General features: G+C 68.3%; 21 protein-coding genes. 10 read left to right on the top strand and 11 right to left on the bottom strand.

Annotated features, from left to right (window positions below; genetic code table 11):
• Positions 1–70: 70 nt before the first annotated feature.
• On the top strand, positions 71–955 hold the full coding sequence (gene purU, locus FPJ27_RS33415) for a formyltetrahydrofolate deformylase (protein WP_034179051.1): 885 nt from the start codon (positions 71–73) through the stop codon (positions 953–955).
• 128 nt (positions 956–1,083) lie between these two features.
• Here the strand turns inward: purU and FPJ27_RS33410 are convergent, their stop codons facing one another.
• Together FPJ27_RS33410 and uvrA are read right to left on the bottom strand one after the other, a co-directional pair.
• Positions 1,084–2,166, bottom strand: coding sequence for an AI-2E family transporter (locus FPJ27_RS33410; protein WP_204424570.1), 1,083 nt, complete (start codon positions 2,164–2,166; stop codon positions 1,084–1,086).
• 250 nt (positions 2,167–2,416) lie between these two features.
• Positions 2,417–5,302 (bottom strand): excinuclease ABC subunit UvrA, encoded by a 2,886-nt coding sequence (uvrA, locus tag FPJ27_RS33405; protein WP_072444665.1) that lies wholly within the window; start codon positions 5,300–5,302, stop codon positions 2,417–2,419.
• A 247-nt stretch (positions 5,303–5,549) separates the two neighbouring features.
• Here uvrA and FPJ27_RS33400 point away from each other — a divergent pair, with 247 nt between their 5' ends.
• The 9 genes from FPJ27_RS33400 (at position 5,550) to FPJ27_RS33360 (ending at position 13,422) form a co-directional block, all read left to right on the top strand.
• The gene (locus FPJ27_RS33400; protein WP_072444663.1) at positions 5,550–6,737 is read left to right on the top strand and encodes an MFS transporter; all 1,188 of its coding nucleotides are present in this window, start codon (positions 5,550–5,552) and stop codon (positions 6,735–6,737) included.
• 102 nt (positions 6,738–6,839) lie between these two features.
• Positions 6,840–7,394 (top strand): single-stranded DNA-binding protein, encoded by a 555-nt coding sequence (locus FPJ27_RS33395; RefSeq protein WP_034179047.1) that lies wholly within the window; start codon positions 6,840–6,842, stop codon positions 7,392–7,394.
• A 120-nt stretch (positions 7,395–7,514) separates the two neighbouring features.
• Positions 7,515–8,066 carry a G/U mismatch-specific DNA glycosylase gene (mug, locus tag FPJ27_RS33390; protein WP_204424568.1) on the top strand — a complete coding sequence of 184 codons (552 nt, stop codon included), beginning with the start codon at positions 7,515–7,517 and terminating at the stop codon, positions 8,064–8,066.
• Positions 8,053–8,676, top strand: coding sequence for a DNA-3-methyladenine glycosylase (locus tag FPJ27_RS33385; RefSeq protein ID WP_204424567.1), 624 nt, complete (start codon positions 8,053–8,055; stop codon positions 8,674–8,676). Before mug ends, FPJ27_RS33385 begins: the two co-directional genes overlap by 14 nt.
• 101 nt (positions 8,677–8,777) lie before the next feature.
• The gene (locus tag FPJ27_RS33380; protein ID WP_204424565.1) at positions 8,778–9,542 is read left to right on the top strand and encodes a ParA family protein; all 765 of its coding nucleotides are present in this window, start codon (positions 8,778–8,780) and stop codon (positions 9,540–9,542) included.
• A 518-nt stretch (positions 9,543–10,060) separates the two neighbouring features.
• On the top strand, positions 10,061–10,648 hold the full coding sequence (gene phaP / locus FPJ27_RS33375; protein WP_204424562.1) for a TIGR01841 family phasin: 588 nt from the start codon (positions 10,061–10,063) through the stop codon (positions 10,646–10,648).
• 314 nt (positions 10,649–10,962) lie between these two features.
• Positions 10,963–12,144: an acetyl-CoA C-acetyltransferase gene (locus FPJ27_RS33370; protein WP_204424560.1), complete on the top strand. Its 1,182-nt coding sequence runs from the start codon at positions 10,963–10,965 to the stop codon at positions 12,142–12,144.
• Positions 12,145–12,361: 217 nt separating this feature from the next.
• The gene (phbB, locus tag FPJ27_RS33365) at positions 12,362–13,105 is read left to right on the top strand and encodes an acetoacetyl-CoA reductase (RefSeq protein ID WP_204424558.1); all 744 of its coding nucleotides are present in this window, start codon (positions 12,362–12,364) and stop codon (positions 13,103–13,105) included.
• 110 nt (positions 13,106–13,215) lie between these two features.
• Positions 13,216–13,422, top strand: a complete 207-nt coding sequence (locus FPJ27_RS33360; protein WP_175962072.1) for a hypothetical protein — start codon at positions 13,216–13,218, stop codon at positions 13,420–13,422.
• Positions 13,423–13,512: 90 nt separating this feature from the next.
• On the opposite strand, the gene FPJ27_RS33355 is transcribed toward FPJ27_RS33360, so the two are convergent.
• The 9 genes from FPJ27_RS33355 to FPJ27_RS33315 all read right to left on the bottom strand — a co-directional run bounded on the left by FPJ27_RS33355 (position 13,513) and on the right by FPJ27_RS33315 (position 23,137).
• Positions 13,513–13,833 carry a hypothetical protein gene (locus FPJ27_RS33355; protein WP_204424555.1) on the bottom strand — a complete coding sequence of 107 codons (321 nt, stop codon included), beginning with the start codon at positions 13,831–13,833 and terminating at the stop codon, positions 13,513–13,515.
• Positions 13,830–14,333, bottom strand: coding sequence for a hotdog family protein (locus FPJ27_RS33350; RefSeq protein WP_204424553.1), 504 nt, complete (start codon positions 14,331–14,333; stop codon positions 13,830–13,832). The genes FPJ27_RS33355 and FPJ27_RS33350 overlap by 4 nt, the downstream gene beginning before the upstream one ends.
• Positions 14,333–15,148, bottom strand: a complete 816-nt coding sequence (locus tag FPJ27_RS33345) for a beta-ketoacyl synthase chain length factor (protein ID WP_204424550.1) — start codon at positions 15,146–15,148, stop codon at positions 14,333–14,335. The genes FPJ27_RS33350 and FPJ27_RS33345 overlap by 1 nt, the downstream gene beginning before the upstream one ends.
• 8 nt (positions 15,149–15,156) lie before the next feature.
• On the bottom strand, positions 15,157–16,368 hold the full coding sequence (locus FPJ27_RS33340; RefSeq protein ID WP_204424548.1) for a beta-ketoacyl-[acyl-carrier-protein] synthase family protein: 1,212 nt from the start codon (positions 16,366–16,368) through the stop codon (positions 15,157–15,159).
• Positions 16,369–16,430: 62 nt separating this feature from the next.
• On the bottom strand, positions 16,431–17,321 hold the full coding sequence (locus tag FPJ27_RS33335; protein WP_204424546.1) for a polysaccharide deacetylase family protein: 891 nt from the start codon (positions 17,319–17,321) through the stop codon (positions 16,431–16,433).
• Positions 17,318–19,786, bottom strand: coding sequence for an MMPL family transporter (locus tag FPJ27_RS33330; RefSeq protein ID WP_204424543.1), 2,469 nt, complete (start codon positions 19,784–19,786; stop codon positions 17,318–17,320). Before FPJ27_RS33330 ends, FPJ27_RS33335 begins: the two co-directional genes overlap by 4 nt.
• On the bottom strand, positions 19,786–20,427 hold the full coding sequence (locus FPJ27_RS33325; protein ID WP_072445152.1) for an outer membrane lipoprotein carrier protein LolA: 642 nt from the start codon (positions 20,425–20,427) through the stop codon (positions 19,786–19,788). Before FPJ27_RS33325 ends, FPJ27_RS33330 begins: the two co-directional genes overlap by 1 nt.
• Complete coding sequence (locus tag FPJ27_RS33320) at positions 20,424–21,401, bottom strand: acyl-CoA synthetase (protein ID WP_204424541.1); 978 nt, start codon at positions 21,399–21,401, stop codon at positions 20,424–20,426. The genes FPJ27_RS33325 and FPJ27_RS33320 overlap by 4 nt, the downstream gene beginning before the upstream one ends.
• Entirely contained in the window at positions 21,398–23,137 is a 1,740-nt protein-coding gene (locus FPJ27_RS33315) for an acyl-CoA synthetase family protein (RefSeq protein WP_204424537.1), read from the bottom strand. The genes FPJ27_RS33320 and FPJ27_RS33315 overlap by 4 nt, the downstream gene beginning before the upstream one ends.
• Positions 23,138–23,200: the final 63 nt, after the last annotated feature.

Here is a 23,200-nt window from a genome sequence, read left to right as displayed (position 1 = left end):
CGCCGCGACGCGCAGTCCGGCGGCGCGAACGGGTAATTTGACGAATACGGAAACAAAGGGAGTAGCGGTCATGCCGACCGATCACAGCTTTATCTTGAAACTGTCGTGCCCCGATCGGCACGGCATCGTCCACGCGGTCTCGGGCTTCCTGTTCGAGCGCAGCAACAACATCCTCGATTCGGCGCAGTTCGGCGACAGCCGCACCAGCGAATTCTTCATGCGCGTGCACTTCGAGCAGGACGGCAACGGCACGGATGCCGCGTCGGCGCTCGACACACTTCGCAAGGAATTCGCGCCGCTCGCCGAGCAATTCTCGATGCGCTGGGAACTGCACGATGCGGCCGTGAAGCCGCGCGTCGTGATCATGGTGTCGAAGATCGGCCACTGCCTGAACGACCTGCTGTTCCGCTATCGCACCGGCCAGCTGCCGATCGAGATCCCGGCGATCGTGTCGAACCACAAGGAGTTCTACCAGCTCGCCGCGAGCTACAACATCCCGTTCCATCACTTCCCGCTGATCGGCGGTTCGTCCGATGCCGCGAAGGCCGCGCAGGAAGCGCGCGTGCTGGAGGTGATCGACGAGCACCAGGCCGATCTCGTCGTGCTCGCGCGCTACATGCAGATCCTGTCGCCGAACATGTGCCAGCAGCTCGCCGGGCGCGCGATCAACATCCATCACTCGTTCCTGCCGAGCTTCAAGGGCGCGAAGCCGTACTACCAGGCGTTCGACCGCGGCGTGAAGCTGATCGGCGCGACCGCGCACTACGTGACGACCGATCTCGACGAAGGCCCGATCATCGAGCAGGAAGTCGAGCGCGTCGACCACAGCATGACGCCCGACCAGTTGACCGCGATCGGCCGCGACGTCGAGTGCGTGACGCTCGCGCGCGCGGTGAAGTGGCACGTCGAGCACCGGATCGTGCTGAACGGAACGAAGACGGTCGTGTTCCGCTGATCTGAATCGGCCGGCCGCCGGTTGGCCGGCCCTCGGATCGCCGGCCGCCGATCGGCAGCCCCCGGAAACAAAAACGCCGCGCCCCCTTTACGGGGCGCGGCGTTTTTTTGTCGCCTGAGACGCGGGTTTCAGATCAGCCGCAGCAGGTACAGCTCGCGTTTCAGGTACGCATAGAAGATCGGCGCGGCGATCACGCCCGGCAGCCCGAACGCGGCCTCCATGATCAGCATCGCGAGCAGCAGCTCCCACGCGCGCGACTCGATCTGGCCGCCGATGATCTTCGCGTTCAGGAAGTATTCGAGCTTGTGGATGACGACGAGGAACACGAGCGACGCGATCGCGGTGCCCATGCTGACCGACAGCGATACGGCGACGATCAGCGTGTTCGAGATCAGGTTGCCGATCACCGGCAGCAGGCCGACGATGAACGTGACGAGCACGAGCGTCTTCGACAGCGGCAGCCGCTCGTGGAAGATCGGCAGCGCGACGAGCAGGTAGATGCCCGTGAACGTCGCGTTGATCGCCGAGATCTTGATCTGCGCGAACACGATCCGGCGGAACGCGTCGGAGAAGCGCGACACACGCGTGACGAGTGCGGTCGACAGCGGCCGGCGCACCTTGCCGTGCTCGACGCCGATCGCGATCATCGCGCCGATGATCATCCCGAACAGCACGTGGCCGAAGCCGCGCGCGACGCTCTTGCCGCTCTGCTGGAGCTGGTCCATGTGCGAGTGCATCAGCAAGGCCGCCTTGGTCTTCATCTGCTCGACGTCGACCGGCAGCAGGTTCGCGATCCACGCCGGCGTGCGCGCGCGGGTTTGCTCGACGATCTGCATCAACTGGCCGAGCAGGCTCTGCAGGTTCGGCACCGTGTGCTCGAAATGCTCGATGATGCCGATCGTCAGGCCCGTGAGCCCGCCGACGATCGCGATCGCCAGCAGCACGACGGCGACCCAGCGCGCGCGCATGCTCGTCGTGTGGCGTTCGATCACGGGCGCGATCGTGTGGATCAGCTGGTAGACGAGCAGGCCGGCCAGCAGCCCGCCGAGCAGCTTGAGCTCGAGAACGAGCCACATCGTGACGATCGTGAAGAGATAGCTGCCGATCTCGAGTGCCGACAGCTTCGGCAGGCTGAAGTCGCTCGTCAGCCGCACGCTGCGCAGGTGCGGCTCGCGGCTCTGCGCATCGCGCGACTCTTGTTGCTTCTCCATCGTGGATTCCTGTCGTTCGTGTGTCATGCCGCACAGCGCGCGGCAGAGCCGGGTTCGCCCGGCGTCGCACCGGACTGGTGCGGAAGGCGAACCTTACGACCGTAAAGTATAGCTGCCATTATGGTCCGCAAACGGGCCGTTTGGCGCGTCGTGTAAACGCAGAAGGGAAAACGAGGGGGCTGCTTACCGCGAAAGGACGCGCGCGGCCGGGCGGCCGCGCGCGGGAAGGGCCGGGAGGGCCGAAAGCGCGTCAGCCGGCCGCGACCTTGCGGGTCGGACGCTTGAGCAGCGGCGCGAGGTACTTGCCGGTGAAGCTCGCCTTCGTCTTCGCGACCTGTTCGGGCGTGCCCTGCGCGATGATCTGGCCGCCGCCGGCGCCGCCCTCGGGGCCGAGGTCGATCACCCAGTCGGCCGTTTTGATCACGTCGAGGTTGTGCTCGATGATCACGACCGTATTGCCCTGGTCGCGCAGCCGGTGGATCACCTCGAGCAGCAGCGCGATGTCGTGGAAGTGCAGGCCGGTGGTCGGCTCGTCGAGGATGTACAGCGTGCGGCCCGTGTCGCGCTTCGACAGCTCCAGCGACAGCTTCACGCGCTGCGCCTCGCCGCCCGACAGCGTCGTGGCCGACTGGCCGAGGCGGATGTAGCCGAGGCCGACGTCGAGCAGCGTCTTCAGCTTGCGCGCGATGACCGGCACCGCGCTGAAGAACTCGTACGCATGCTCGACCGTCATGTCGAGCACTTCGCTGATGTTCTTGCCCTTGTACTGCACTTCGAGCGTTTCGCGGTTGTAGCGCTTGCCGTGGCACACGTCGCACGGCACGTAGACGTCCGGCAGGAAGTGCATCTCGACCTTCAGCACGCCGTCGCCCTGGCACGATTCGCAGCGGCCGCCCTTCACGTTGAACGAGAAGCGGCCCGGATCGTAGCCGCGCTCCTTCGAGGTCGGCACGCCCGAGAACAGCTCGCGGATCGGCGTGAACAGGCCCGTATAAGTGGCCGGGTTCGAGCGCGGCGTGCGGCCGATCGGCGACTGGTCGACGTTGATCACCTTGTCGAAGTGCTCGAGGCCCTCGATCGCCTCGTGCGGCGCCGGCTCGGCCGACGAGCCGTACAGATGGCGCGCGACCGCGTGGTACAGCGTGTCGTTGATCAGCGTCGACTTGCCGGAGCCCGACACGCCGGTGATGCAGGTCAGCAGGCCGACCGGCAGCTCGAGATCGACGTGCTTCAGGTTGTTGCCGTGCGCGTCGACGATGCGCAGCATCCGCTCGGCGTCGGGTGCGATCCGCTCGTCCGGATACTCGATCGTGCGCTTGCCGAGCAGGTACTGGCCCGTCAGCGACTGCGGGTTCGACTGCACCTGCTTCGGCGTGCCTTCGGCCACCACCACGCCGCCGTGCTCGCCCGCGCCGGGGCCCATGTCGACGACGTAGTCGGCCGTGCGGATCATGTCCTCGTCGTGCTCGACGACGATCACCGAGTTGCCGAGGTCGCGCAGGTGCTTGAGCGTGCCGATCAGGCGGTCGTTGTCGCGCTGGTGCAGGCCGATCGACGGCTCGTCGAGCACGTACATCACGCCCGTGAGGCCCGAGCCGATCTGCGACGCGAGCCGGATCCGCTGCGCCTCGCCGCCCGACAGCGTCTCGGCGCTGCGCTCGAGCGACAGGTAGTCGAGGCCGACGTTGTTCAGGAACGTCAGGCGCGCGACGATTTCCTTGATCACCTTGTCGGCGATCTCGCGCTTCGCGCCTTCGAGCGTCAGCCCGTCGAAATAGCCGAGCGCATCGCGCAGCGGCCAGCCGCTGATTTCATAGATGCCGCGCGCGTAGTCGCCCGTGCCGATCCGCACGTGGCGCGCCTCGCGACGCAGGCGCGTGCCTTCGCACGACGGGCACGGTTGGTTGTTCTGGTACTTCGACAGTTCTTCGCGCACCGCGACCGAATCGGTTTCGCGGTAGCGGCGCTCGAGGTTCGGGATGATCCCTTCGAACACGTGCTCGCGGATCGTCGTGCGGCCGCGCTCGTTGATGTACGAGAACGGGATCGTCTGCTTGCCCGAGCCGAACAGCAGCACCTTCCTGATTTTTTCCGGCAGATCCTCGAACGCGGCGTCGATGTCGAATTCGTAGAACGCCGCGAGGCTCTGCAGCATCTGGAAGTAGAACTGGTTGCGGCGGTCCCAGCCCTTCACGGCGCCCGCGGCGAGCGACAGCGACGGGTGCGCGACGACCCGCTTCGGGTCGAAGAACGTGATCTGGCCGAGGCCGTCGCATTCCGGGCACGCGCCCATCGGGTTGTTGAACGAGAACAGGCGCGGTTCGAGCTCTTGCAGCGAGTACGAGCAGATCGGGCACGCGAACTTCGAGCTGAACAGGTGCTCGTGGTCGGTATCCATCTCGAGCGCGATCGCGCGGCCGTCGGCGAGGCGCAGCGCCGTCTCGAACGATTCGGCGAGGCGCTGCTTCATGTCCGGGCGCACCTTCAGGCGATCGACGACGACGTCGATCGTGTGCTTGTCGTTCTTCTTGAGCTTCGGCAGCGACTCGACCTCGTAGATCTTCGCGACGCCTTCGTTCGCGGTGCCGCCGCCCGAGCGCACGCGAAAGCGCACGAAGCCCTGCGCCTGCATCTCCTCGAACAGCTCGACGTGCTCGCCCTTGCGGTTCGCGACGACGGGCGCGAGGATCATCAGCTTGGTTTCCTCGGGCAGCGCGAGCGCGGCGTCGACCATCTGCGACACGCTCTGCGCCTCGAGCGGGATGTCGTGGTCGGGGCAGTACGGCGTGCCGACACGTGCGTACAAAAGTCGCAGGTAGTCGTGGATTTCCGTGACCGTGCCGACGGTCGAACGCGGGTTGTGGGACGTCGCCTTCTGCTCGATCGAGATCGCGGGCGACAGGCCCTCGATCAGGTCGACGTCCGGTTTCTCCATCAACTGCAGGAACTGGCGGGCATAGGCGGACAGGCTTTCGACGTAGCGGCGCTGGCCCTCGGCATAAAGGGTGTCGAACGCAAGCGACGACTTGCCCGACCCTGACAACCCGGTAATCACGATCAGCTTGTGGCGCGGCAGGTCGAGATTGACGTTTTTCAGGTTGTGGGTACGTGCCCCACGGATACGGATCTGTTCCATGAACCTGGCGAAAATGGAGGGAACCAAACCTGCTACTATAACGGCTTTTCGAGACCGTCGTTCGGGGTCCCCAGCCTTTACAGCAGGTGGCAGCAAGGCGGCGCCTGCGCCGGGGAAAGCGGTCGCGCCGCGCGGTTCCGGGTGGCCTGCAGGCTGCCGAATCCTGCCCCGATACGTCGCCCGCCGGTCCTGATCTTCCGCCGCCCGTTACCGGGCGGACATTCCGATCATTCGAAATTCATTCCCGATGTCCAATCCGTCCGCCACGTCTTCCCGCATGACCGCGCCCGAATTGCGCGCGACCACGTCGCTCGCGGCGATCTTCGCGCTGCGCATGCTCGGCCTGTTCATGATCATGCCGGTGTTCTCGGTCTACGCGAAAACCATCCCGGGCGGCGACAACGTGCTGCTCGTCGGCATCGCGCTCGGGGCCTACGGCGTCACGCAGTCGCTGTTCTACATCTTCTACGGCTGGGCGTCCGACAAGTTCGGCCGCAAGCCGGTGATCGCCACGGGCCTCGTGATCTTCGCGATCGGCAGCTTCGTCGCCGCGTTCGCGCACGACATCACGTGGATCATCGTCGGCCGCGTGATCCAGGGGATGGGCGCCGTGTCGTCCGCGGTGCTCGCGTTCATCGCCGACCTGACTTCCGAGCAGAACCGTACCAAGGCGATGGCGATGGTCGGCGGCTCGATCGGCGTGTCGTTCGCGGTCGCGATCGTCGGCGCGCCGATCGTATTCCACTGGGTCGGGATGAGCGGGTTGTTCACGATCGTCGGCGTGCTGTCGATCCTCGCGATCGGCGTCGTGGTGTGGATCGTGCCCGACGCGGCGAAGCCCGTGCACGTGCCCGCGCCGTTCGCCGAGGTGCTGCACAACGTCGAGCTGCTGCGCCTGAACTTCGGCGTGCTGGTGCTGCATGCGACGCAGACGGCGCTGTTCCTCGTCGTGCCGCGCCTGCTCGTCGACGGCGGGCTGCCGGTCGCCGCGCACTGGAAGGTCTACCTGCCGGTGATGGGGCTCGCGTTCGTGATGATGGTCCCGGCGATCATCGTCGCGGAGAAACGGGGCAAGATGAAGCCGGTGCTGCTCGGCGGCATTCTGGCTATCCTGATCGGCCAATTGCTGCTGGGCAGCGCGCCGCATACCATCCTGATTGTGGCGGCGATCCTGTTCGTCTACTTCCTGGGGTTCAACATCCTGGAAGCGTCGCAGCCGTCGCTCGTGTCGAAGCTCGCGCCGGGTTCGCGCAAGGGCGCGGCCACGGGCGTGTACAACACCACGCAGTCGATCGGGCTCGCGCTCGGCGGCATCGCGGGCGGCTGGCTGCTGAAGCACGGCGGCGCGAACACCGTGTTTTACGCGTGCTCAGGGCTGGTTGCCGCGTGGCTTATAATCGCGGCCAGCATGAAAGCGCCGCCGCGCAAGGCCTGAACCCAATTTTCGGGCAGGCACCGGCGGCGTTCGCCGGCTTGCCCGGCGGGCCGCTCCGACGCATGCGCGGGCGGCCCGGCATCGAATTTACTGGAGAAACACATGGCATCCGTCAACAAGGTCATCCTCGTCGGCAATCTCGGCGCCGATCCTGAAGTCCGTTACCTGCCGAGCGGCGACGCGGTTGCGAACATCCGTCTCGCGACGACCGACCGCTACAAGGACAAGGCAAGCGGCGATTTCAAGGAAATGACCGAGTGGCATCGCGTCGCGTTCTTCGGTCGTCTGGCGGAAATCGTCAGCGAATACCTGAAGAAGGGTTCGTCGGTCTATATCGAGGGCCGCATCCGCACGCGCAAGTGGCAAGGCCAGGACGGCCAGGATCGTTATTCGACCGAAATCGTCGCCGACCAGATGCAGATGCTCGGTGGCCGCGGCGGTGCGGGCGGTGGTGGCGGCGGCGGTGACGAAGGCGGTTACGGTGGCGGCTACGGTGGCGGCGGTGGCGGCCGCGGCGAGCAGACGGAACGCGCCGGTGGCGGCGGCGGTCGTGCCGGCGGTGCGGCGCGCGGCGGTGCTGGCGGCGGCGCGCAGAGCCGTCCGAGCGCACCGGCAGGCGGCGGTTTCGACGAGATGGACGACGATATTCCGTTCTGATCGGCAAGTCGGCATCCCGCATCACGATGGGCCCGAATGCTCGAGTCAAGCCGGTTGCTTGGCCCGGGTCTTCGGGCCTTTCTTCGTTTACGTCCTTGTACGTCGCACTCCAGGCGAACCGTGGCTGACGAACTCCCCGACCTCATCGCTGCACATCTCGACGTGCTGTTCTGCGGGATCAACCCCGGCATGACCGCCGCCGCAACCGGGCATCACTTCGCGGGGAGAGCCAATCGCTTCTGGCGCGTGATTCATCTCGCGGGTTTCACGCCAACGGAAATTCCTCCGCAGGACGATCGCGCGATACTCCGGTACGGTTGCGGCCTGACGGCGGTGGTGAAGCGGCCGACCGCGAGTGCGGATGAGCTTTCGCGCGCGGAATTCCTCGCCGCGGCGGTGGAGTTCGAACAGAAGGTAGCGCATTATGGGCCGCGCTTTGTCGCGTTTCTCGGCAAGGCGGCGTACTCGGCGTTCTCGGGGCAACGCGAAATCGCGTGGGGATTGCAGCCGGCGCGCATGCAGCGCGCGAGCGTCTGGGTGCTGCCCAATCCCAGCGGGAGAAATCTTGCGTTCGGCCTCGACGATCTGGTCGATGCGTACCGTCAGCTTTATCTGCACGCGAGGACCGCTTCCGGTCGTCAGCCGGAGGGGCAGCCGGATGCGACTCGGTAAGACGGCATCCCCATGGCCGGGCACCGTGTTGCCGCGTGCGTTCTTCGATCGCGCAGCGACCGACGTCGCGCCGCAACTGCTCAACAAGATCCTCGCGGCAGCCGACGGCCGGGCCGGCCGCATCGTCGAAGTGGAGGCCTATGCCGGCGCGATCGACCCGGCGGCGCATACCTATCGCGGCAAGACGCCGCGCAATGCGACGATGTTCGGGCCGCCCGGGCACTTGTACGTCTATTTCACGTACGGCATGCACTGGTGCTGCAATTGCGTGTGCGGCCCGGACGGCATGGGAACGGGCGTGCTGATCCGTGCGCTGGAACCGCTGCACGGGCTCGAGCAGATGCGTGCGGCACGGCCGCCGCTGACGCGCGATCGCGATTTGTGCCGCGGGCCGGCGCGGCTGACCCAGGCGATGGGGATCGGCGGCGCCCAGGATGGCGTCGATCTGGTCGGCGCGCGCGAAGGGTTCGCGGTCGTGGACGACGGCATGGCGCCGCCCACCGATCTGGCGGGCGGGCCGCGCATCGGCATTCGCGTCGGCAAGGATTTCCCGTGGCGATGGAGCGTGCCCGGCAACCGATATGTGTCGGGGGCGCTGCCGCGCACCTGATGCGTGCCGCGCACAATCGCGCGTAATTCGATCTGCGTCACGCAGCCGCCATTATTGACCGGCTAAGCTGATCCTTTCGACGTTTCGATCGAGGAGACACCATGCGGCGGGTCGTATTCAACCAGAAGGGCGGTGTGGGCAAATCGACGATCGTCTGCAACCTGGCGGCGATCAGCGCGAGCGAAGGGCTGCGCACGCTCGTCATCGACCTCGATGCGCAGGCGAATTCCTCGCGCTACCTGCTTGGCGACGCCGCGGCCGATGCGCAACCTGGCGTCGCCGGCTTCTTTGAAACCGCGCTGACCTTCAACTTCCGTCCGGTCGACGTCGCGTCGTTCATTCATCCGACCCCGTTCGAAGGGCTCGACGTGATGCCCGCGCATCCGGACCTCGACACGCTGCACGGCAAGCTGGAATCGCGCTACAAGATTTACAAGCTGCGCGACGCGCTGAACGAACTCGACACCTACGATGCCGTGTACATCGACACGCCGCCCGCGCTGAATTTCTATACGCGCTCGGCGCTGATCGCGGTCGAGCGCTGCCTGATCCCGTTCGACTGCGACGATTTCTCGCGCCGCGCGCTGTACACGCTGCTCGAGAACGTGAAGGAAATCCAGCAGGACCACAACGCGGCGCTCGAGGTGGAAGGAATCGTCATCAACCAGTTCCAGCCGCGGGCGAGCCTGCCGCAACGGCTGGTCGACGAGCTCGTCGACGAAGGGCTGCCGGTGCTCGCGTCGAGGCTGTCGGCGTCGGTGAAGATCCGCGAGTCGCATCAGCAGTCCAAGCCGGTGATCCATCTCGAACCCGGGCACAAGCTCGCCCAGGAATTCCGCGCACTGCATCGCGAACTGGCCGGTTGATCGCCCGCACGCCGGCGCCGGCCTCGGCCTCGGCCGTTTCATACGGCCGCGCCAGGTTTTTTCCATTGCGACCCGCAATTCATCCGATCATTGATTTTGTCATTAATAATCCCGGAAGCGATTTCATAATAAATCCAGAAAAATCGATTACATAAGTGACTGCTCCATTTTCAATGAGCGCCGGTTTTCTAATAAACGGAACGGTGAATTGGTAAATGTTGTGCAACGTCATGATGCGCTACGTTGTAAAAAGGTAAAAAGGCAATACGGGACAGAGTGCGCGGTATTTTTTTCTCTGCGATATCGGCGCGTCGCGGGTTCAGGCGGTCGCTCGAAATGAAATAAGGGTTTACACTTATCATTAATGCCATTTTATTGACAATTAATCGATCTAGAATGGCTTCCTCCAACTTCTCGTGCTCAAGTGAGTGGAGAGTTGTCAATAAGTAAGCCGGCTTTCGATCTGGCTTCTATTTTTCTTTACGTCGTCTCTCGCATTGCCAACAGGAGCGTGCCCGATGTCCGTATTTGCCCCCGAAAAATTCGCCGCCGATTATCAATCCGGTATCGCCGCGTGGTTCGCGATCGCCCGTCCGGCGATCAAGGGTTTCGAGGCTGTCGTCGAACTCAACCTGCAGGCAGCCCGGACGGCGCTCGAGGAATACGAAGACAAGCTGAAGAACGCCTTCAACAGCAGCAATCCGGCCGCGGGTTTCGCGCAGCAGGCGGCCGTACCGCAGGAAGCGGCCGGCAAGGTCGTGTCGTACGGCCGCCATCTGTTCGACATCGCGGTGTCGACGCAATCCGAATGGGCGAAGGTCGCGCAGGCGCAATACGAACAGAACGACAAGCGCCTGAAGGACGTGATCGGCGAACTGTCGAAGCATGCGCCGGCCGGCTCGGCGCCGGTGATGGCCGCACTGAATTCGGCGCTGTCCGCGGCGACGGCAGCGGCCGACTCCGTGCGCGCAGCGACGGGTCAGGCGATCGAAGCTGCACAGAGCGGCTTCGATGCGGTCAGCGAAACGGCCACGCGGAGCGGCAAGCAGACGGCTGCCGCCGCACGCAAGGACGCGGCAGCGGCTGCGCGCGAATCGGCCGCGTAACGACGCAACCGCGGACATAACCGCGGACGTGAGCGCGTGTCGTGCGCAGGCGCGACACGACACGATTGATCGGCGTCGGATGGCGCCGTGCATCGCGTGTGTTGCGCAGTGCACGGCGGCCCTCCGGTTTGCCGCAAGGTGCCGGTGCATGTGCGGGCCGTGCCGGTGTGCCGCCGGTGCGACCGGACGCTGCTCATGGCGCGGCGGCGTGCGACCTTTATCGCGCCGAATGGCCCGACGTGCGCCATCGCCAATTGCAGCCGGCTCGTGCCGGCGCCAGAACGACGAACTTGATTTCGATGCAGGAACTGAACATGACGGACGTAGTGATCGTATCGGCCGCGCGGACCGCGGTCGGCAAATTCGGCGGCTCGCTTGCGAAGATTGCGGCGCCTGAACTGGGCGCGACGGTGATCCGCGCGGTGCTGGAGCGTGCGGGCGTGAAGCCCGAGCAGGTCAGCGAAGTGATCATGGGCCAGGTGCTGACGGCCGGCTCGGGGCAGAACCCGGCGCGGCAGTCGCTGATCAAGGCCGGGTTGCCGGCGGCAGTGCCGGGGATGACGATCAACAAGGTGTGCGGCTCGGGCCTGAAGGCCGTGATGCTGGCGGCGAATGCGATCGTCGCGGGCGACGCGGAGATCGTGATCGCGGGCGGGCAGGAGAACATGAGCGCGTCGCCGCACGTGCTGCCGGGCTCGCGCGACGGGTTCCGGATGGGCGATGCGAAGCTGGTCGACACGATGATCGTCGACGGGCTGTGGGACGTGTACAACCAGTACCACATGGGCATCACGGCGGAGAACGTCGCGAAGGAATACGGGATCACGCGCGACGAGCAGGACGCGTTCGCGGCACTGTCGCAGAACAAGGCTGAAGCCGCGCAGAAGGCCGGGCGCTTCAACGACGAGATCGTGCCGGTGTCGATTCCGCAACGCAAGGGCGAGCCGCTGCAGTTCGCGACCGATGAATTCGTGCGTCACGGCGTGACGGCGGAATCGCTGGCGGGGCTGAAGCCGGCGTTCTCGAAGGACGGCACGGTGACGGCGGCGAACGCGTCGGGCCTGAACGACGGCGCGGCGGCGGTGCTGGTGATGTCGGCGCAGAAGGCGGCGGCGCTGGGCCTGACGCCGCTGGCGCGGATCAAGGCGTATGCGAACGCGGGTGTGGATCCGAGCGTGATGGGGATGGGCCCGGTGCCGGCGTCGCGCCGGTGCCTGGAGCGCGCGGGGTGGACGCCGGGCGACCTGGACCTGATGGAGATCAACGAGGCGTTCGCGGCGCAGGCGCTGGCGGTGCACAAGCAGATGGGCTGGGACACGTCGAAGGTGAACGTGAACGGCGGGGCGATCGCGATCGGCCACCCGATCGGCGCGTCGGGCTGCCGGATCCTGGTGACGCTGCTGCACGAGATGGCCAAGCGCGATGCGAAGCGCGGGCTGGCGTCGCTGTGCATCGGCGGCGGGATGGGTGTCGCGCTCGCGGTCGAGCGCGTTTGAGCAGAGGCTGAAGACACGACCCGCTGGCGGCGCCGGCCGGCGCCGCGTGCGGGCGAAGCGGTTGTCGCGCACGACAAGCAGCCAACAACAAGCGCGATGTTCCGGTGCGTGCCGCGCCCGCGACGCGGGCGGTTGCGCATCGAAGCGGTGGGGCGGCAGCATGTGCGATGCCGTCGCCCCGCATTCATCGATTACTTTTTTGTCGGTAATTTATAGGATGACTAAGCGAATTGCAGTTGTGACAGGTGGAATGGGCGGTCTCGGCGAAGCGGTCAGCATCAGGTTGAACGACGCGGGCCACCGGGTAGTCGTCACGTATTCGCCGAACAACACCGGCGCCGACCGCTGGCTGACCGAGATGCACGCGGCCGGCCGCGAGTTCCATGCGTACCCGGTGGACGTGGCCGATTACGATTCGTGCCAGCAATGCATCGAGGCGATCGTGCGGGACGTCGGCCCGGTCGACATTCTCGTGAACAACGCGGGCATCACGCGCGACATGACGCTGCGCAAGCTCGACAAGGTGAACTGGGATGCCGTGATCCGCACGAACCTCGATTCCGTGTTCAACATGACGAAGCCCGTCTGCGAAGGCATGGCCGAGCGCGGCTGGGGTCGCATCGTCAACATCTCGTCGGTGAACGGCTCGAAGGGTTCGGTCGGCCAGACCAACTATGCGGCCGCGAAGGCCGGCATGCACGGGTTCACCAAATCGCTGGCGCTCGAGGTCGCGCGCAAGGGCGTGACGGTGAACACGGTGTCGCCGGGCTACCTCGCGACGAAGATGGTCACGGCGATCCCGCAGGACATCCTCGACACGAAGATCCTCCCGCAGATTCCGGCGGGCCGGCTCGGCAAGCCCGAGGAAGTCGCGGCGCTGGTCGCTTACCTGTGCTCGGAGGAGGCCGGCTTCGTGACGGGCTCCAACATCGCGATCAACGGCGGCCAGCACATGCACTGACGCGCGGCGGCCCGGGCCGCGTTCGCACGCGTTTCGGGCCGCGTTCCGCTATATCCAGTGCCGGAGCGGCGGCAGGCGCGCCGCTTCGGCCTCGCATTCCGGAGAAGGGCATGGGTGAAACCTGGATGGGACTCGCGATCGGCGGCTCGGCACTGGCCGTCGCGCTGACGATGGCGGTCTTGCTCTACTGGCTCGAGCGGCGCCGCGCGCGGCTGCTGCGGAACTTCGATCATCGCGATTGCTGGTTCGTCGCGTACGGCAAGTGCTTCGCGCGCAGGCCGGCGAGGCCGGCACGCCGCATGCGCGGCGCGCGATGACGGCCACGACGCCGTGGTAACGCGGCGTCGCGACCGACGAACGGTCACGCATCGCGCGCATGCAGTCGGCGATGCGCGCGATGCGTGTGCTCAATCGCTCTTTCCACCCGACGCGCCCGAGTCGTTCTTGTGGAAGATCCGCTTCGTCGTGCGCTTGGTGGCATCCCAGCCTTCGCGCGACACGTGTGCAACCCCGTGCCCGACCGCCTTCGCGGCGCTCGCGGTTGCGTGGCCGAAGCTGCGTGCAGCTTCGCCCGTCTTGTGCGCGGCTTCCTTCGAATCGCGCTTGATGTCCTGTTTCACTTCCGACATGTCCGCATGCGCGATCGGGCTGATCAGCGCCAGAACGAGCGCGGTGCCAATGAACTGACGAACTTTCACGACCTGGTTTCCTTGTATAAGTCTCTTCATCGAGGATTCGAATTGCCGGCGGGTGGCGGCGCAAACGTACCGGCCGCCGATGCGTCGAGCATCACCGCGGCGCGGCCGGTCAGCAGCATGCGATCGCCGCAGCGCAGCGCGAAGCCGTACAGCACCGAGCGGCCGTCGCCGCTCATGCGTTCCGCGTCGACGGTGAGCGGCAGGTCGAGCGTGTCGAGCCGGTCGACGAACGCGTCGACATTGCGCACGCTCGCCAGATAGCCGGCGCGCGGACGTTGTTCTTGCATACCGAGCAGCGCGCCGTGCACGGCCATCGCCTGCGCCGCGTATTCGATGCCGCAGACCGACGCGAGCCGGCCGTGCGAGCGCAGCGGGTTGTGCGGATCGCGGTGGCTCGTCGCCGTGCAACGGATGCGTTCGGCGTCCCACGCATCGACCGTATCGAGCACGCACATCGTGCCGCCGTGCGGAATATGCGCGGCGATCCACGCGTGGTCGAGCGGCGGCGTCAACGCGATCGTTGCGGCCATCACGCTCGCTCCGCGAAGGCAGCCGGCATCGTGACGTCGACCTGCACGCGCGTATCGGCCAGGTAGTCGAGCACGACGCGTGTCGAACGCCGTGCAGCCAGCGCATCGAGCAGCGGTAGCACGCGCGCGGCCGGATTGCCGGTGCGCAGTGCGTCGAGCTCGGCATTCGCGAGCGTCGTGGCAGGCGCGTCGGTGAGCTGCAGGTCGATGCGGGCGAGCGTGCGCGCGCTCGCTTCCGGCGCGAACACGAGCGCGACGCCGAATGCGTCGTCGATCGGCCGCACCGTGCGCAGCGGTTCCGGATAGTCGGTGTCGTACGCGATCAGCAGGGTCGGCATGCGATCGACCGCGACCTGGCACAGGCTCTCGAGCAGGCCCGCGGCAAAGCTGCCGTCGTGCGCGCACAGCACGTTCGACGTCGCCATCGCGCGGGTCGCGATGCTCCAGTAGCCGGCCGGCGCGTTGTGCACGGAGTTGTGGAAACGCGTCGGTGACAGCTGGCGATCGTCGCCGGCGAGGGTTTCGCAGATCGCGTGGCAGTTCTGGCCGTCGCCGCCGGACGCGCTGAACACGGTAGCGAGCGTGGCCGCATCGCGTCCGCTCGCGGCGACCGCTTCGTTGCCGACTGCGAGCGCGACGCGCACGACGGGGCCCGTGCGGCGCCGCTCGGCCGACGGCAGGCCGGCCGGCGGCGGCAGCACGGTGCGCGCGCCCGCATAGGCCGCGCGGCCCGCGAGCACGTCGGCCGCGTGCGGCCAGTCGTTCAAGCCCGGTCCGACGAGGCCGATGCTTTCGATGAAGGCGGTGAGCGTCATGTCGAGCCTCAACGGCGTACGTGGCCGGCGCGGCCGAGGATCAGGCTGCAATTCGTGCCGCCGAAGCCGAACGAATTGGAGAGCACGGTGCGCACGCGCATCTCGCGGCTCGCGAGCACGTAGTCGGCGGCGAGCGCCGGGTCGGGTTGCGTCGTGTTGACGCCGGCCGGCACGAACTGCTCGCGCAGCGCGAGCGCGGCGACGACCGCTTCGAGCGCGCCGGCCGCGCCGAGCGTGTGGCCGGTCGCGCCCTTCGTCGAGCTGCACGGCGTGCGCGCGAGCAGCGCGCCGACCGCGCGGCTTTCGGCCGCATCGTTGCTCGGCGTCGCGGTGCCGTGCAGGTTCACGTAATCGATGTCGTTCGCGTCGAGGCCGGCGGACGCGAGTGCCTGCTCTATCGCGACGCGCGCGCCGAGCCCGTCCGGATGCGGCGACGACATGTGGTGCGCGTCGCTCGATTCGCCGATGCCGAGCAGCAGGATCGCATTGCCGTCGAGCGCGGCGGGCGGTTCGGGCATGCGTTCGACGAGCGCGAATGCCGCGGCCTCGCCGATCGAGATGCCGTCGCGCGCAACGTCGAACGGCCGGCACGGCCGGCGCGACAGCAGTTCGAGCGAGTTGAAGCCGTACAGCGTCGTCAGGCACAGCGAATCGACGCCGCCGACGACGGCCGCGTCGATCAACCCGGCCTCGATCATGCGGCGCGCGGAGCCGAACACCTTCGCGCCGGACGAGCACGCGGACGAGATCGCCATCGCCGGCCCGCGCAGCGCGAAATACGCTCGCACGAACGCGGCCGGCGAATACGGGTTGTGCGTGTGCGCATAACGAAAATCGGCTGGCAGCGCGCCGTTCGCCGGATCTCGATGCTGGTACGCGCGTTCGGTCTCGAGGATGCCGGCCGTGCTCGTGCCGATGAACACGCCGACGCGCGCCGCGCCGTGGCGAGCGACGGCTGCCGCGACGCGTGCGTCGAAGCCGTCCTGTGTCAGGGCGAGTTGCGCGAGGCGGTTGTTGCGGCACTCGAAGTCGGCGAGGCCGGCGCGCACGGGTTGCTCGTCGACACCGTCCACCGCGCCGATCCACGTGTCGAGATCCGCACGCTCGAAGTCGCATGGTGCGAGGCCGCCGCGGGCGTCGCGCAGTGCGTCGAGGGTCGCATCGAGGCCGCGGCCGATGCAGCTGGTGGCGGTGAAGTGCGAGAGCAGGAGAGGTTTCACGAGGGTCGCATCCGGTGGCCGGAACGGGCGCCGCAGCAAGGCTGGCAGGCGCGCGTTCGAGTTCAGATTTTATCAAACGGGGGTGCCGGAACGCCCGGCTGGCCGGGCGGTTCGGGCGCGAGCGCCGCGCGCAGCGTGGTCCAGTGCAGTTGCGCATCGGCGGCTGCGCGCAGCACCGCTTGCAGTACGTCGAGCACGACCGGTTCGCCGCGCGCGTCGCGTGCCGCGTGACCGTCGTGCACGAGCAGGATGTCGCGCGGTGCGAGGCCGTTCAGCAGGCGGCGCGTGACGGTCGCGGCGTCGTGCGCGCGCGTGTCGAAGCCGCGCCGCGTCCAGCTCGCAAGCTGCAGGCCGAGTTCGCACAGCACCGGTTCGAGAAACGGATTGCGCAGGCCGGCCGGCGCGCGGAAGAACCGCGGGCGCGTGCCGGCGATCTCGGTCAGCGTCTGCTGCGCGGCCGCGATCTCGCGCCGCAGCGCGGCGGGCCCCGACAGCGAGAACGTGTGCCGGTGCCGCTGGCTGTGGTTCTCGACCGCGTGACCGCGCGCGACGATCGCTTCGATCCACTGCGGATGACGGCGCGCCAGATCGCCGATGCAGAAGAAGGTTGCGCGCGCATCGTAACGGTCGAGCAGGTCGAGCACGCGCGGCGTGACGTCCGGGTCCGGGCCGTCGTCGATCGTCAGCGCGATCCGGCGGCCGGCGCCGGCCGGCAGGCGCGTCCAGTTCGGGCCGAGCAGCGTGCTGCGCGGCCACAGGCCGGCTGCCGTCAGCGCGAGATGCGACGCGACCACGCCGCCGACGGCCCACGGCCACGCGGCCGGCTGCACGGCGACGGCGGCGGCCGCGCCCGCGTGCAGCGCGGCCGTGCCCGCGATCAGCGGCGTCGGCTTCCAGCGGCGCGCGCCGGATTGGCCGTCCTGTCGGGGCGGAACGGACGACGGTGTGTTCATGCCTGGCTCCGTTGACGACGATCGCCGGCCGCCGTGGTGCGCGGCGCGAGTATCGCCGCGAACGCGAGCGCGAGCATCGCGCCGGGGCCGACGGTCAGCCCGAAGGTTTCGAGCAGCGGTACGCGCGACAGCGCCAGCAGCCCGAAGCCGGCGACCGTCGCGAGGTTCGCGACCAGCAGCGACACGAGCGTGTACGGCGTGACGGGCTGCGTGTCGTCGCGCTTGCAGAAGAACAGCGCGTAGTTCGAGCCGACCGCGACGATCAGCAGCATGCCGACGAGGTGCAGGATCGTCAGTTGCACGCCGGCGAGCGCGAAGCCGGCCGTCACGACCAGCACGGCCGCGACGAGCGGCGCGAGCGCGCGCACGGCACGGCGCGGCGAGCGCAGCGCGATCAGCAGCAGCACGGCGATCGCCGCGAAACCCGCGAGCGACAGCCGGATGTCCTCGCGCACGTAGCTCACGTACAGGCGATCGGCTTCGGCTTTCATGTCGACGAACAGTGCATCGGGCACGCCTGCTTGCGCGACGGCCGTGCGTATCGGCGTTGCGTCGAACCCTTGCGTCGATTGCGCCGCGCGTGCGGCGTCCGGCGCGCGCAGCGGCAGCATCGCGCTCCAGCGGCCGTCGCGTTCGGTCAGCAGCGCATCGACCGCGAGCGCCATCGACGTGCCGCGCAAGTCCGCACGCGTCAGCAGCGGTGCGTGGCGGGCGGCTTCGATATCGGCGATGAACGGCGCGAACAGGTCGGGCTTCACCGCGATCGGCTGGTTCGCGACGGCGCCGCGCATTCGCGCGGCGAGCACGTCCGCATCGGGCAGGCTCGTCTGGCGCGCACGCTGCGCGGCGTCGCTCGGCAGGTAGCGCGCGGGGCTTTCGAAACCCACGAGCGCGCGCTGGTCGACGAGCGGCTGCAGTTGCGCGGCGACCTTTTCGGCGCCTTCGAGCGCGGCCTGCTCGGTCGGCGCGGAAATCACGACGAGGTAGCGTACGTCGGGCGCGCCGACATCGGCGCGCAGCCGCGCGTCGAGCGCCTGCGCGCGCGCCGGCACGGGGCTGAGCGAGGCGAGCTCGCGGCTCCACAGGCCGTCGCGATGCAGCACGAGCGTCGCGCACGCGGCGACCACCAGTGCGGCGAGCGGCCAGCGCAGCCGCGGCGCGGCGTCGGCCGCGCGCGCGAGCACGGCGCCGACGCGCGACACGTCGCGGATCGCGACATGCCCGCCGTGCAGGTGCGGCAGAACGAAGCGCGTGACGAGCGCGGCGGCCGTGAGCCCGGCGATCGAATACAGCCCGAGCTGCACGAGGCCCGGGAATCCGGAGAACAGCATCGACGCGAAACCGCACACGGACGTCAGCACGCCGAGCCGGATCGTCGGCCAGTACGCAGCGAGCCATGCGCGCGTCGCATCGGCCGGGCGCGCGCCGCCGCGCGTGCTGGCCTGCGCCGATTGCACGAACAGGTAGATCGAATAGTCGACGGCTTCGCCGATCAGCGTCGTGCCGAAGCCGAGCGTCAGCCCGTGGACCGTGCCGAACGCGACGCTGACCGCCGCGATCCCGGCCGCGACGCCCGTCAGCACCGGCAGCAACCCGAGCGCGAGCGTGCGCGGCGAGCGGTACAGCGTCAGCAGCAGCGCGACGATCAACACGACGCTCGCCGTCGACAGCCGCTCGACGTCGTGCCGGATCGTGTCGCGCATGTCGACCGAGAACACGCCGGGGCCCGTCATCGCGAGCGTGGTCGCGGCCGCGTTCGGCACGGCCTGCGTCGCGGCGGCGAATGCGCGGCGCACCGTGTCGATCGCGCGCGCCTGCGCGTCGGTATCGGAGCCGGCCGCGGCGGTCTGCACGACGAGCACCGCGCGCGTACCGTCGCGCGACGCCCACACGCCGTCGCGATTCGCCGGCTGCGCCGCGCTGTCGAGCTGGTCGACGAGCGCGGCGACTTCGCCGGTCGGGTCGCGCGGCAGCATCGCCTTGGCGACGAGGCCGGCCGACGAGCTCAGCAGGTCGAGGCTGTCGCCGAGCGCCTGATGCAGGCCGTCGGCGCTGAAGCGCTGCGGCGTGACCGCCGGGCTCAGCAGGTAGCGGTGATCGAAGATGAACTGCCGGTCGCGCGCGTCGTTCGCGGCTTCGCCGTTGTGAACCGCCGCGAACTGCGGATCGGTGCGCAGCGTGCCGGCGATGCGCCGCGACAGCGAGGCGCGCGTACTTGCATCGCCGCCGTCGATCGCGACGAGGATCAGCCGCGACACGATGCCGTCGCGCAACTGGTCGACGAGCACGCGCTGCCCCGCGCTCGGCGAGTTTGGCAGGAACGCTGACAGATCGGCCGTGAAGTGCGCGCGGCCGATCGCGACGCCGCACGCGACGAGCGCGAGCAGCCACACGAGCACCGCGCGCTGCCGCAACGCGTGCAGGCGGCGCGTGACGGGCGAGGGACGGATGCGCTGCTCGTCCATCAGTTCGGATTCGCCGGAACGGGTTGCAGGCGCATCACGGAATGATCGCCGTCGGCCTGCCGGATCGCGACGCCGCGCAACACGTCGCGCGTGCCGTCGAGCGTGATCGTGCTGACCACCTTCAGCATCCGCGAGTCGAGCGGCGTGAGCGTCAGCGTCCAGTCGTCGCCGCGCCCGGCGAGCGCGACCTTGTACACCTGTTCGAGCGCGAAGCGGTTGCCGGCGAGCGTCGCGCGGATGCTGTCGATGAACGCGCCGAGTTCCGGATAGCGCGCGAGCGCGAGCGTGTACTTGCGGTTGTTGCGCTCGACGGTGAGCATGTCGCCGTCGACGACGAGGTGTTCTGGCTTCGGGCTCAGCGTGTGCTTTTCCAGATGATCGGGCGCGACGAACACGAGTTCGCCGGACGATTCGACCGGCTGCGCGGCGATCGACAGGTACTTCGTTTCGGTGAACGTCGCACGCCCCGACTTGTGCTGCGCGAGCGTCGACATCAGCCGGTCGAGGTTCCAGGCCGAACCCGTGTCGGCCGCGTGCGCGGGCGCGGCCAGCGCGATCGCGGCGGCGGTTGCGGCGAGCAAGCGGACGCCGCGGTGCAGCGCGAGCGGGAACGGGAGCAGGAAGCGGCGAACGGCGGTCATGCGTCGGAATCCCTCGTGGCGGGCAGGTCGGCAGCGGCGCGCGCAGCGGCGCGGCGCGCGGCCGCAGCGTCGCCGACTTGCCAGAAATCGAAATAGTTGAACCAGTTGTACGGCGCTGCCCGGCAGTACTTGTCGAGCAGCGCGACGTAGCGCACGAGTGCCGCGTCGACGGCCGCCGCGCGTGCGTCGCGCCGCACGTCGGAGAAATCGGCGAGCGTCTCGAAGTGCACGTCGTAGCGATTGCCGTCGCGATAGAGGCCCGTCATGAAGATCACCGGGCGTCGCAGCATCGCGGCCATGTAGAGCGGGCCGAGCGGGAATGCGGCCGGCGTGCCGAGCAGCGGCAGCCGCCGCAGCGACGCGGCCGCGTCGTCGCGCAGCGTGCGGTCGGCGAGCATGCCGATCATGCAGTTCGCGTCGAGGCGCTCGCGTACTTTCAGCATCGAGTCGACCTGCCCGAGCGGAATCACTTCCGGCGTCGCGGCCGGATTCACCGCGGCGAGCGTCGCGTTGATCTTGCGCGCATTGTTCTCGTACATCGTGACGACGACGCGCAGGTCCGGGTGCGTGCGCCCGATCGCGCGCACGACCTCGAAGCTGCCGAGGTGCGCACCCATCAGGAACGCACCGCGTCCGCTCGCGAGCGCATCGTCGACGAGCGTTTCGCCGTGCAGCCGGATGTCGAACAGGTCGAAGCGCCCGTTCATCAGATAGATGCGGTCGTGGATCGTCGCCGCGAACGTGAACACGTGCCGGTACACGTCGCGCCAGCGTGCGGGGCGGCCGAGCACGCGACGCAGGTAGTCGCGCGACGCGGCGCACGCGACCGGCGAGAACAGCACGAAATACGTCGCGATCAGATGCAGCACGATGCGCGCACGCTGCCGGCCGAAGCGCAGCGAGATCCACGTCATCGCGCGCAGCAATCCCGCGTTGCTGCGCTCCTGGCGTTCGGCCCACGCGGTGCGCTTCATGGCTGGGCACCGTCCTGCACGGCCGGCGGCGCGGACAGCACGCCGGTCGCGACATCACGCGACCCGGCGCGCAGCGTGAAGCGGATCGCGCCGCTGGCCGAGGCGTCGAACGCGAGATCGAGCGGTTCGCCGGGCGCGACCGGGCTCAGGAATTTCGCGGAACCGAGCCGCCATGCGTGCAGCGGACGGTTCAGCGCCGCGCCGATCGCGTGGATCGCATGATCGAGCAGCACGACGCCCGGCACGACCGGATGGCCGGGGAAGTGGCCGGGCAGCGCCGGATGGTCGGCGGGAATCGTGAACGCGAGCGCGGGCGTGCCGGCCGCGTCGCGCGAGGGAAGCGGTGCGGCCGCGGCGCGTGCGTGTCGTGCGACGAGCGCGGCCAGCGCGTCGCGCGGCAGTTTGCCCGTTTCGTTGCGCGGCAGCGCGTCGACGAACACGAGCGGGCGCGGCATGAACGCGGGATCGATCCGCTCGCGCAGCGCGCGCTGCAGATCGGTGGCCGTGAGCGTCGGCGCGACGACGAGCGCGACGAGGCGCGTGACCGGTTCGAAGTTCGTATCATCGTGCGCGGCCGCGGTTTCGTCGGGCATGAAGAACACGCCGTCGACCACCTCCGGAATCGCGTTGAGCTGATGGTTCAGGTACGCGAGCGACGTGCGCTTGCCGGCGATGTTGACGAGATCGGCCTTGCGGCCGTGCAGCAGGAAGCGGCCGTCGCCGAGTAGTTCGAGCGCGTCGCCCATCGGCACGGGTGCCTCGACGTGTCCGCCCGACACCCATACGGTCGGCCCGCCGTCGCTTGCGGGTTCGTCGCGCGCGTCGAGGCGGATGCCCGGGAACAACTGCCACGCTGCGCCCTGCGACGTGCGGCGGGTCGCGATCTGGCCGGTCTCGGTGCTGCCGTAGATCTCGACGAGCGGTGCGTCGAGCGCAGCCTCGGCTTCGCACGCGAGCTTCTCCGACAGCGGCGCGGTGGCCGACAGCACGAGCGCCGCGCGCGGCAGCGCATGGCCGGCCGACAGCAGCGCGCGCAGGTGGATCGGCGACGTGACGAGCACGCGCGGCTGCGGGATCGCGTCGAGTTCGTCGCGAATGTCGACCGGGTAGAACGGCTGGCGGTTGCTGAACGCGAGGCCGCCGATCAGCGCGAGCAGCACCGTCGATTCGAAGCCGTACATGTGCTGTGCGGGCACCGTGCCGATCAGCGTGGCCGCTCGGCCGTCGAGCAGCCCGAGGCGGTCGGCCGCCGCGCGCACGCAGCCGACCAGGAAGCCCCAGGTCTTGCGGTGCGGCACCGGCGCGCCGGTCGAACCGGACGTGAACACGTACGCCATGATCCGCGCCGCATCGATCTGCGGCACGACGAACGGCGCATCGTCGGCGAGGTCGCCGGGGGCGGCGTCGGGATACGCGAAGCGCGGCAGGTCGATCGCGCAGTCGGGCGCGTCGTGCAGACAGAACGCATCCGGCGCGAACGACGCGAGCTGGCGGACCATTTCCGGCGTGTGCGTCGACGGCAGCAGGCTGACCCTGTCGGCGACGAGCGCCGCGCACAGGCTGACCGCGAAGCGGTAGCGGTCGCGGCACACGTTGAACACGTGGCCGCCGGCGGGCAGCGCGGCGGCCACGCGCGCGACATCGGCGACGAACGCGCGCACGGTGACGGGCGCGCCGTCGCGCCATGCGATCGTTTGGTCCGGCGACGAATGGAATACCAGCGGGTGAGTCGGCATAAATCGGTAAAAACGGGAGCGAAGGCCGGCGCGGCCGCGTTGCGGCGCCGCGCCGGCCGTGAA

This window comes from Burkholderia sp. MS455 (assembly GCF_016899445.1).
GTDB lineage: Bacteria > Pseudomonadota > Gammaproteobacteria > Burkholderiales > Burkholderiaceae > Burkholderia > Burkholderia pyrrocinia_C.
Note: the sequence above shows the minus strand (reverse complement) of the source record. Positions and strands in the feature narration are given on the sequence as shown.

What these genes read in the sequence shown, in the direction of transcription:
- purU (WP_034179051.1), top strand. Translation starts at nt 71, where the DNA reads ATGCCGACCGATCACAGCTTTATCTTGAAACTGTCGTGCCCCGATCGG.
- FPJ27_RS33410 (WP_204424570.1), bottom strand. Translation starts at nt 2,166, where the DNA reads ATGGAGAAGCAACAAGAGTCGCGCGATGCGCAGAGCCGCGAGCCGCAC.
- uvrA (WP_072444665.1), bottom strand. Translation starts at nt 5,302, where the DNA reads ATGGAACAGATCCGTATCCGTGGGGCACGTACCCACAACCTGAAAAAC.
- FPJ27_RS33400 (WP_072444663.1), top strand. Translation starts at nt 5,550, where the DNA reads ATGTCCAATCCGTCCGCCACGTCTTCCCGCATGACCGCGCCCGAATTG.
- FPJ27_RS33395 (WP_034179047.1), top strand. Translation starts at nt 6,840, where the DNA reads ATGGCATCCGTCAACAAGGTCATCCTCGTCGGCAATCTCGGCGCCGAT.
- FPJ27_RS33385 (WP_204424567.1), top strand. Translation starts at nt 8,053, where the DNA reads ATGCGACTCGGTAAGACGGCATCCCCATGGCCGGGCACCGTGTTGCCG.
- FPJ27_RS33380 (WP_204424565.1), top strand. Translation starts at nt 8,778, where the DNA reads ATGCGGCGGGTCGTATTCAACCAGAAGGGCGGTGTGGGCAAATCGACG.
- phaP (WP_204424562.1), top strand. Translation starts at nt 10,061, where the DNA reads ATGTCCGTATTTGCCCCCGAAAAATTCGCCGCCGATTATCAATCCGGT.
- FPJ27_RS33370 (WP_204424560.1), top strand. Translation starts at nt 10,963, where the DNA reads ATGACGGACGTAGTGATCGTATCGGCCGCGCGGACCGCGGTCGGCAAA.
- phbB (WP_204424558.1), top strand. Translation starts at nt 12,362, where the DNA reads ATGACTAAGCGAATTGCAGTTGTGACAGGTGGAATGGGCGGTCTCGGC.
- FPJ27_RS33360 (WP_175962072.1), top strand. Translation starts at nt 13,216, where the DNA reads ATGGGTGAAACCTGGATGGGACTCGCGATCGGCGGCTCGGCACTGGCC.
- FPJ27_RS33355 (WP_204424555.1), bottom strand. Translation starts at nt 13,833, where the DNA reads ATGAAGAGACTTATACAAGGAAACCAGGTCGTGAAAGTTCGTCAGTTC.
- FPJ27_RS33350 (WP_204424553.1), bottom strand. Translation starts at nt 14,333, where the DNA reads ATGGCCGCAACGATCGCGTTGACGCCGCCGCTCGACCACGCGTGGATC.
- FPJ27_RS33345 (WP_204424550.1), bottom strand. Translation starts at nt 15,148, where the DNA reads ATGACGCTCACCGCCTTCATCGAAAGCATCGGCCTCGTCGGACCGGGC.
- FPJ27_RS33335 (WP_204424546.1), bottom strand. Translation starts at nt 17,321, where the DNA reads ATGAACACACCGTCGTCCGTTCCGCCCCGACAGGACGGCCAATCCGGC.
- FPJ27_RS33330 (WP_204424543.1), bottom strand. Translation starts at nt 19,786, where the DNA reads ATGGACGAGCAGCGCATCCGTCCCTCGCCCGTCACGCGCCGCCTGCAC.
- FPJ27_RS33325 (WP_072445152.1), bottom strand. Translation starts at nt 20,427, where the DNA reads ATGACCGCCGTTCGCCGCTTCCTGCTCCCGTTCCCGCTCGCGCTGCAC.
- FPJ27_RS33320 (WP_204424541.1), bottom strand. Translation starts at nt 21,401, where the DNA reads ATGAAGCGCACCGCGTGGGCCGAACGCCAGGAGCGCAGCAACGCGGGA.
- FPJ27_RS33315 (WP_204424537.1), bottom strand. Translation starts at nt 23,137, where the DNA reads ATGCCGACTCACCCGCTGGTATTCCATTCGTCGCCGGACCAAACGATC.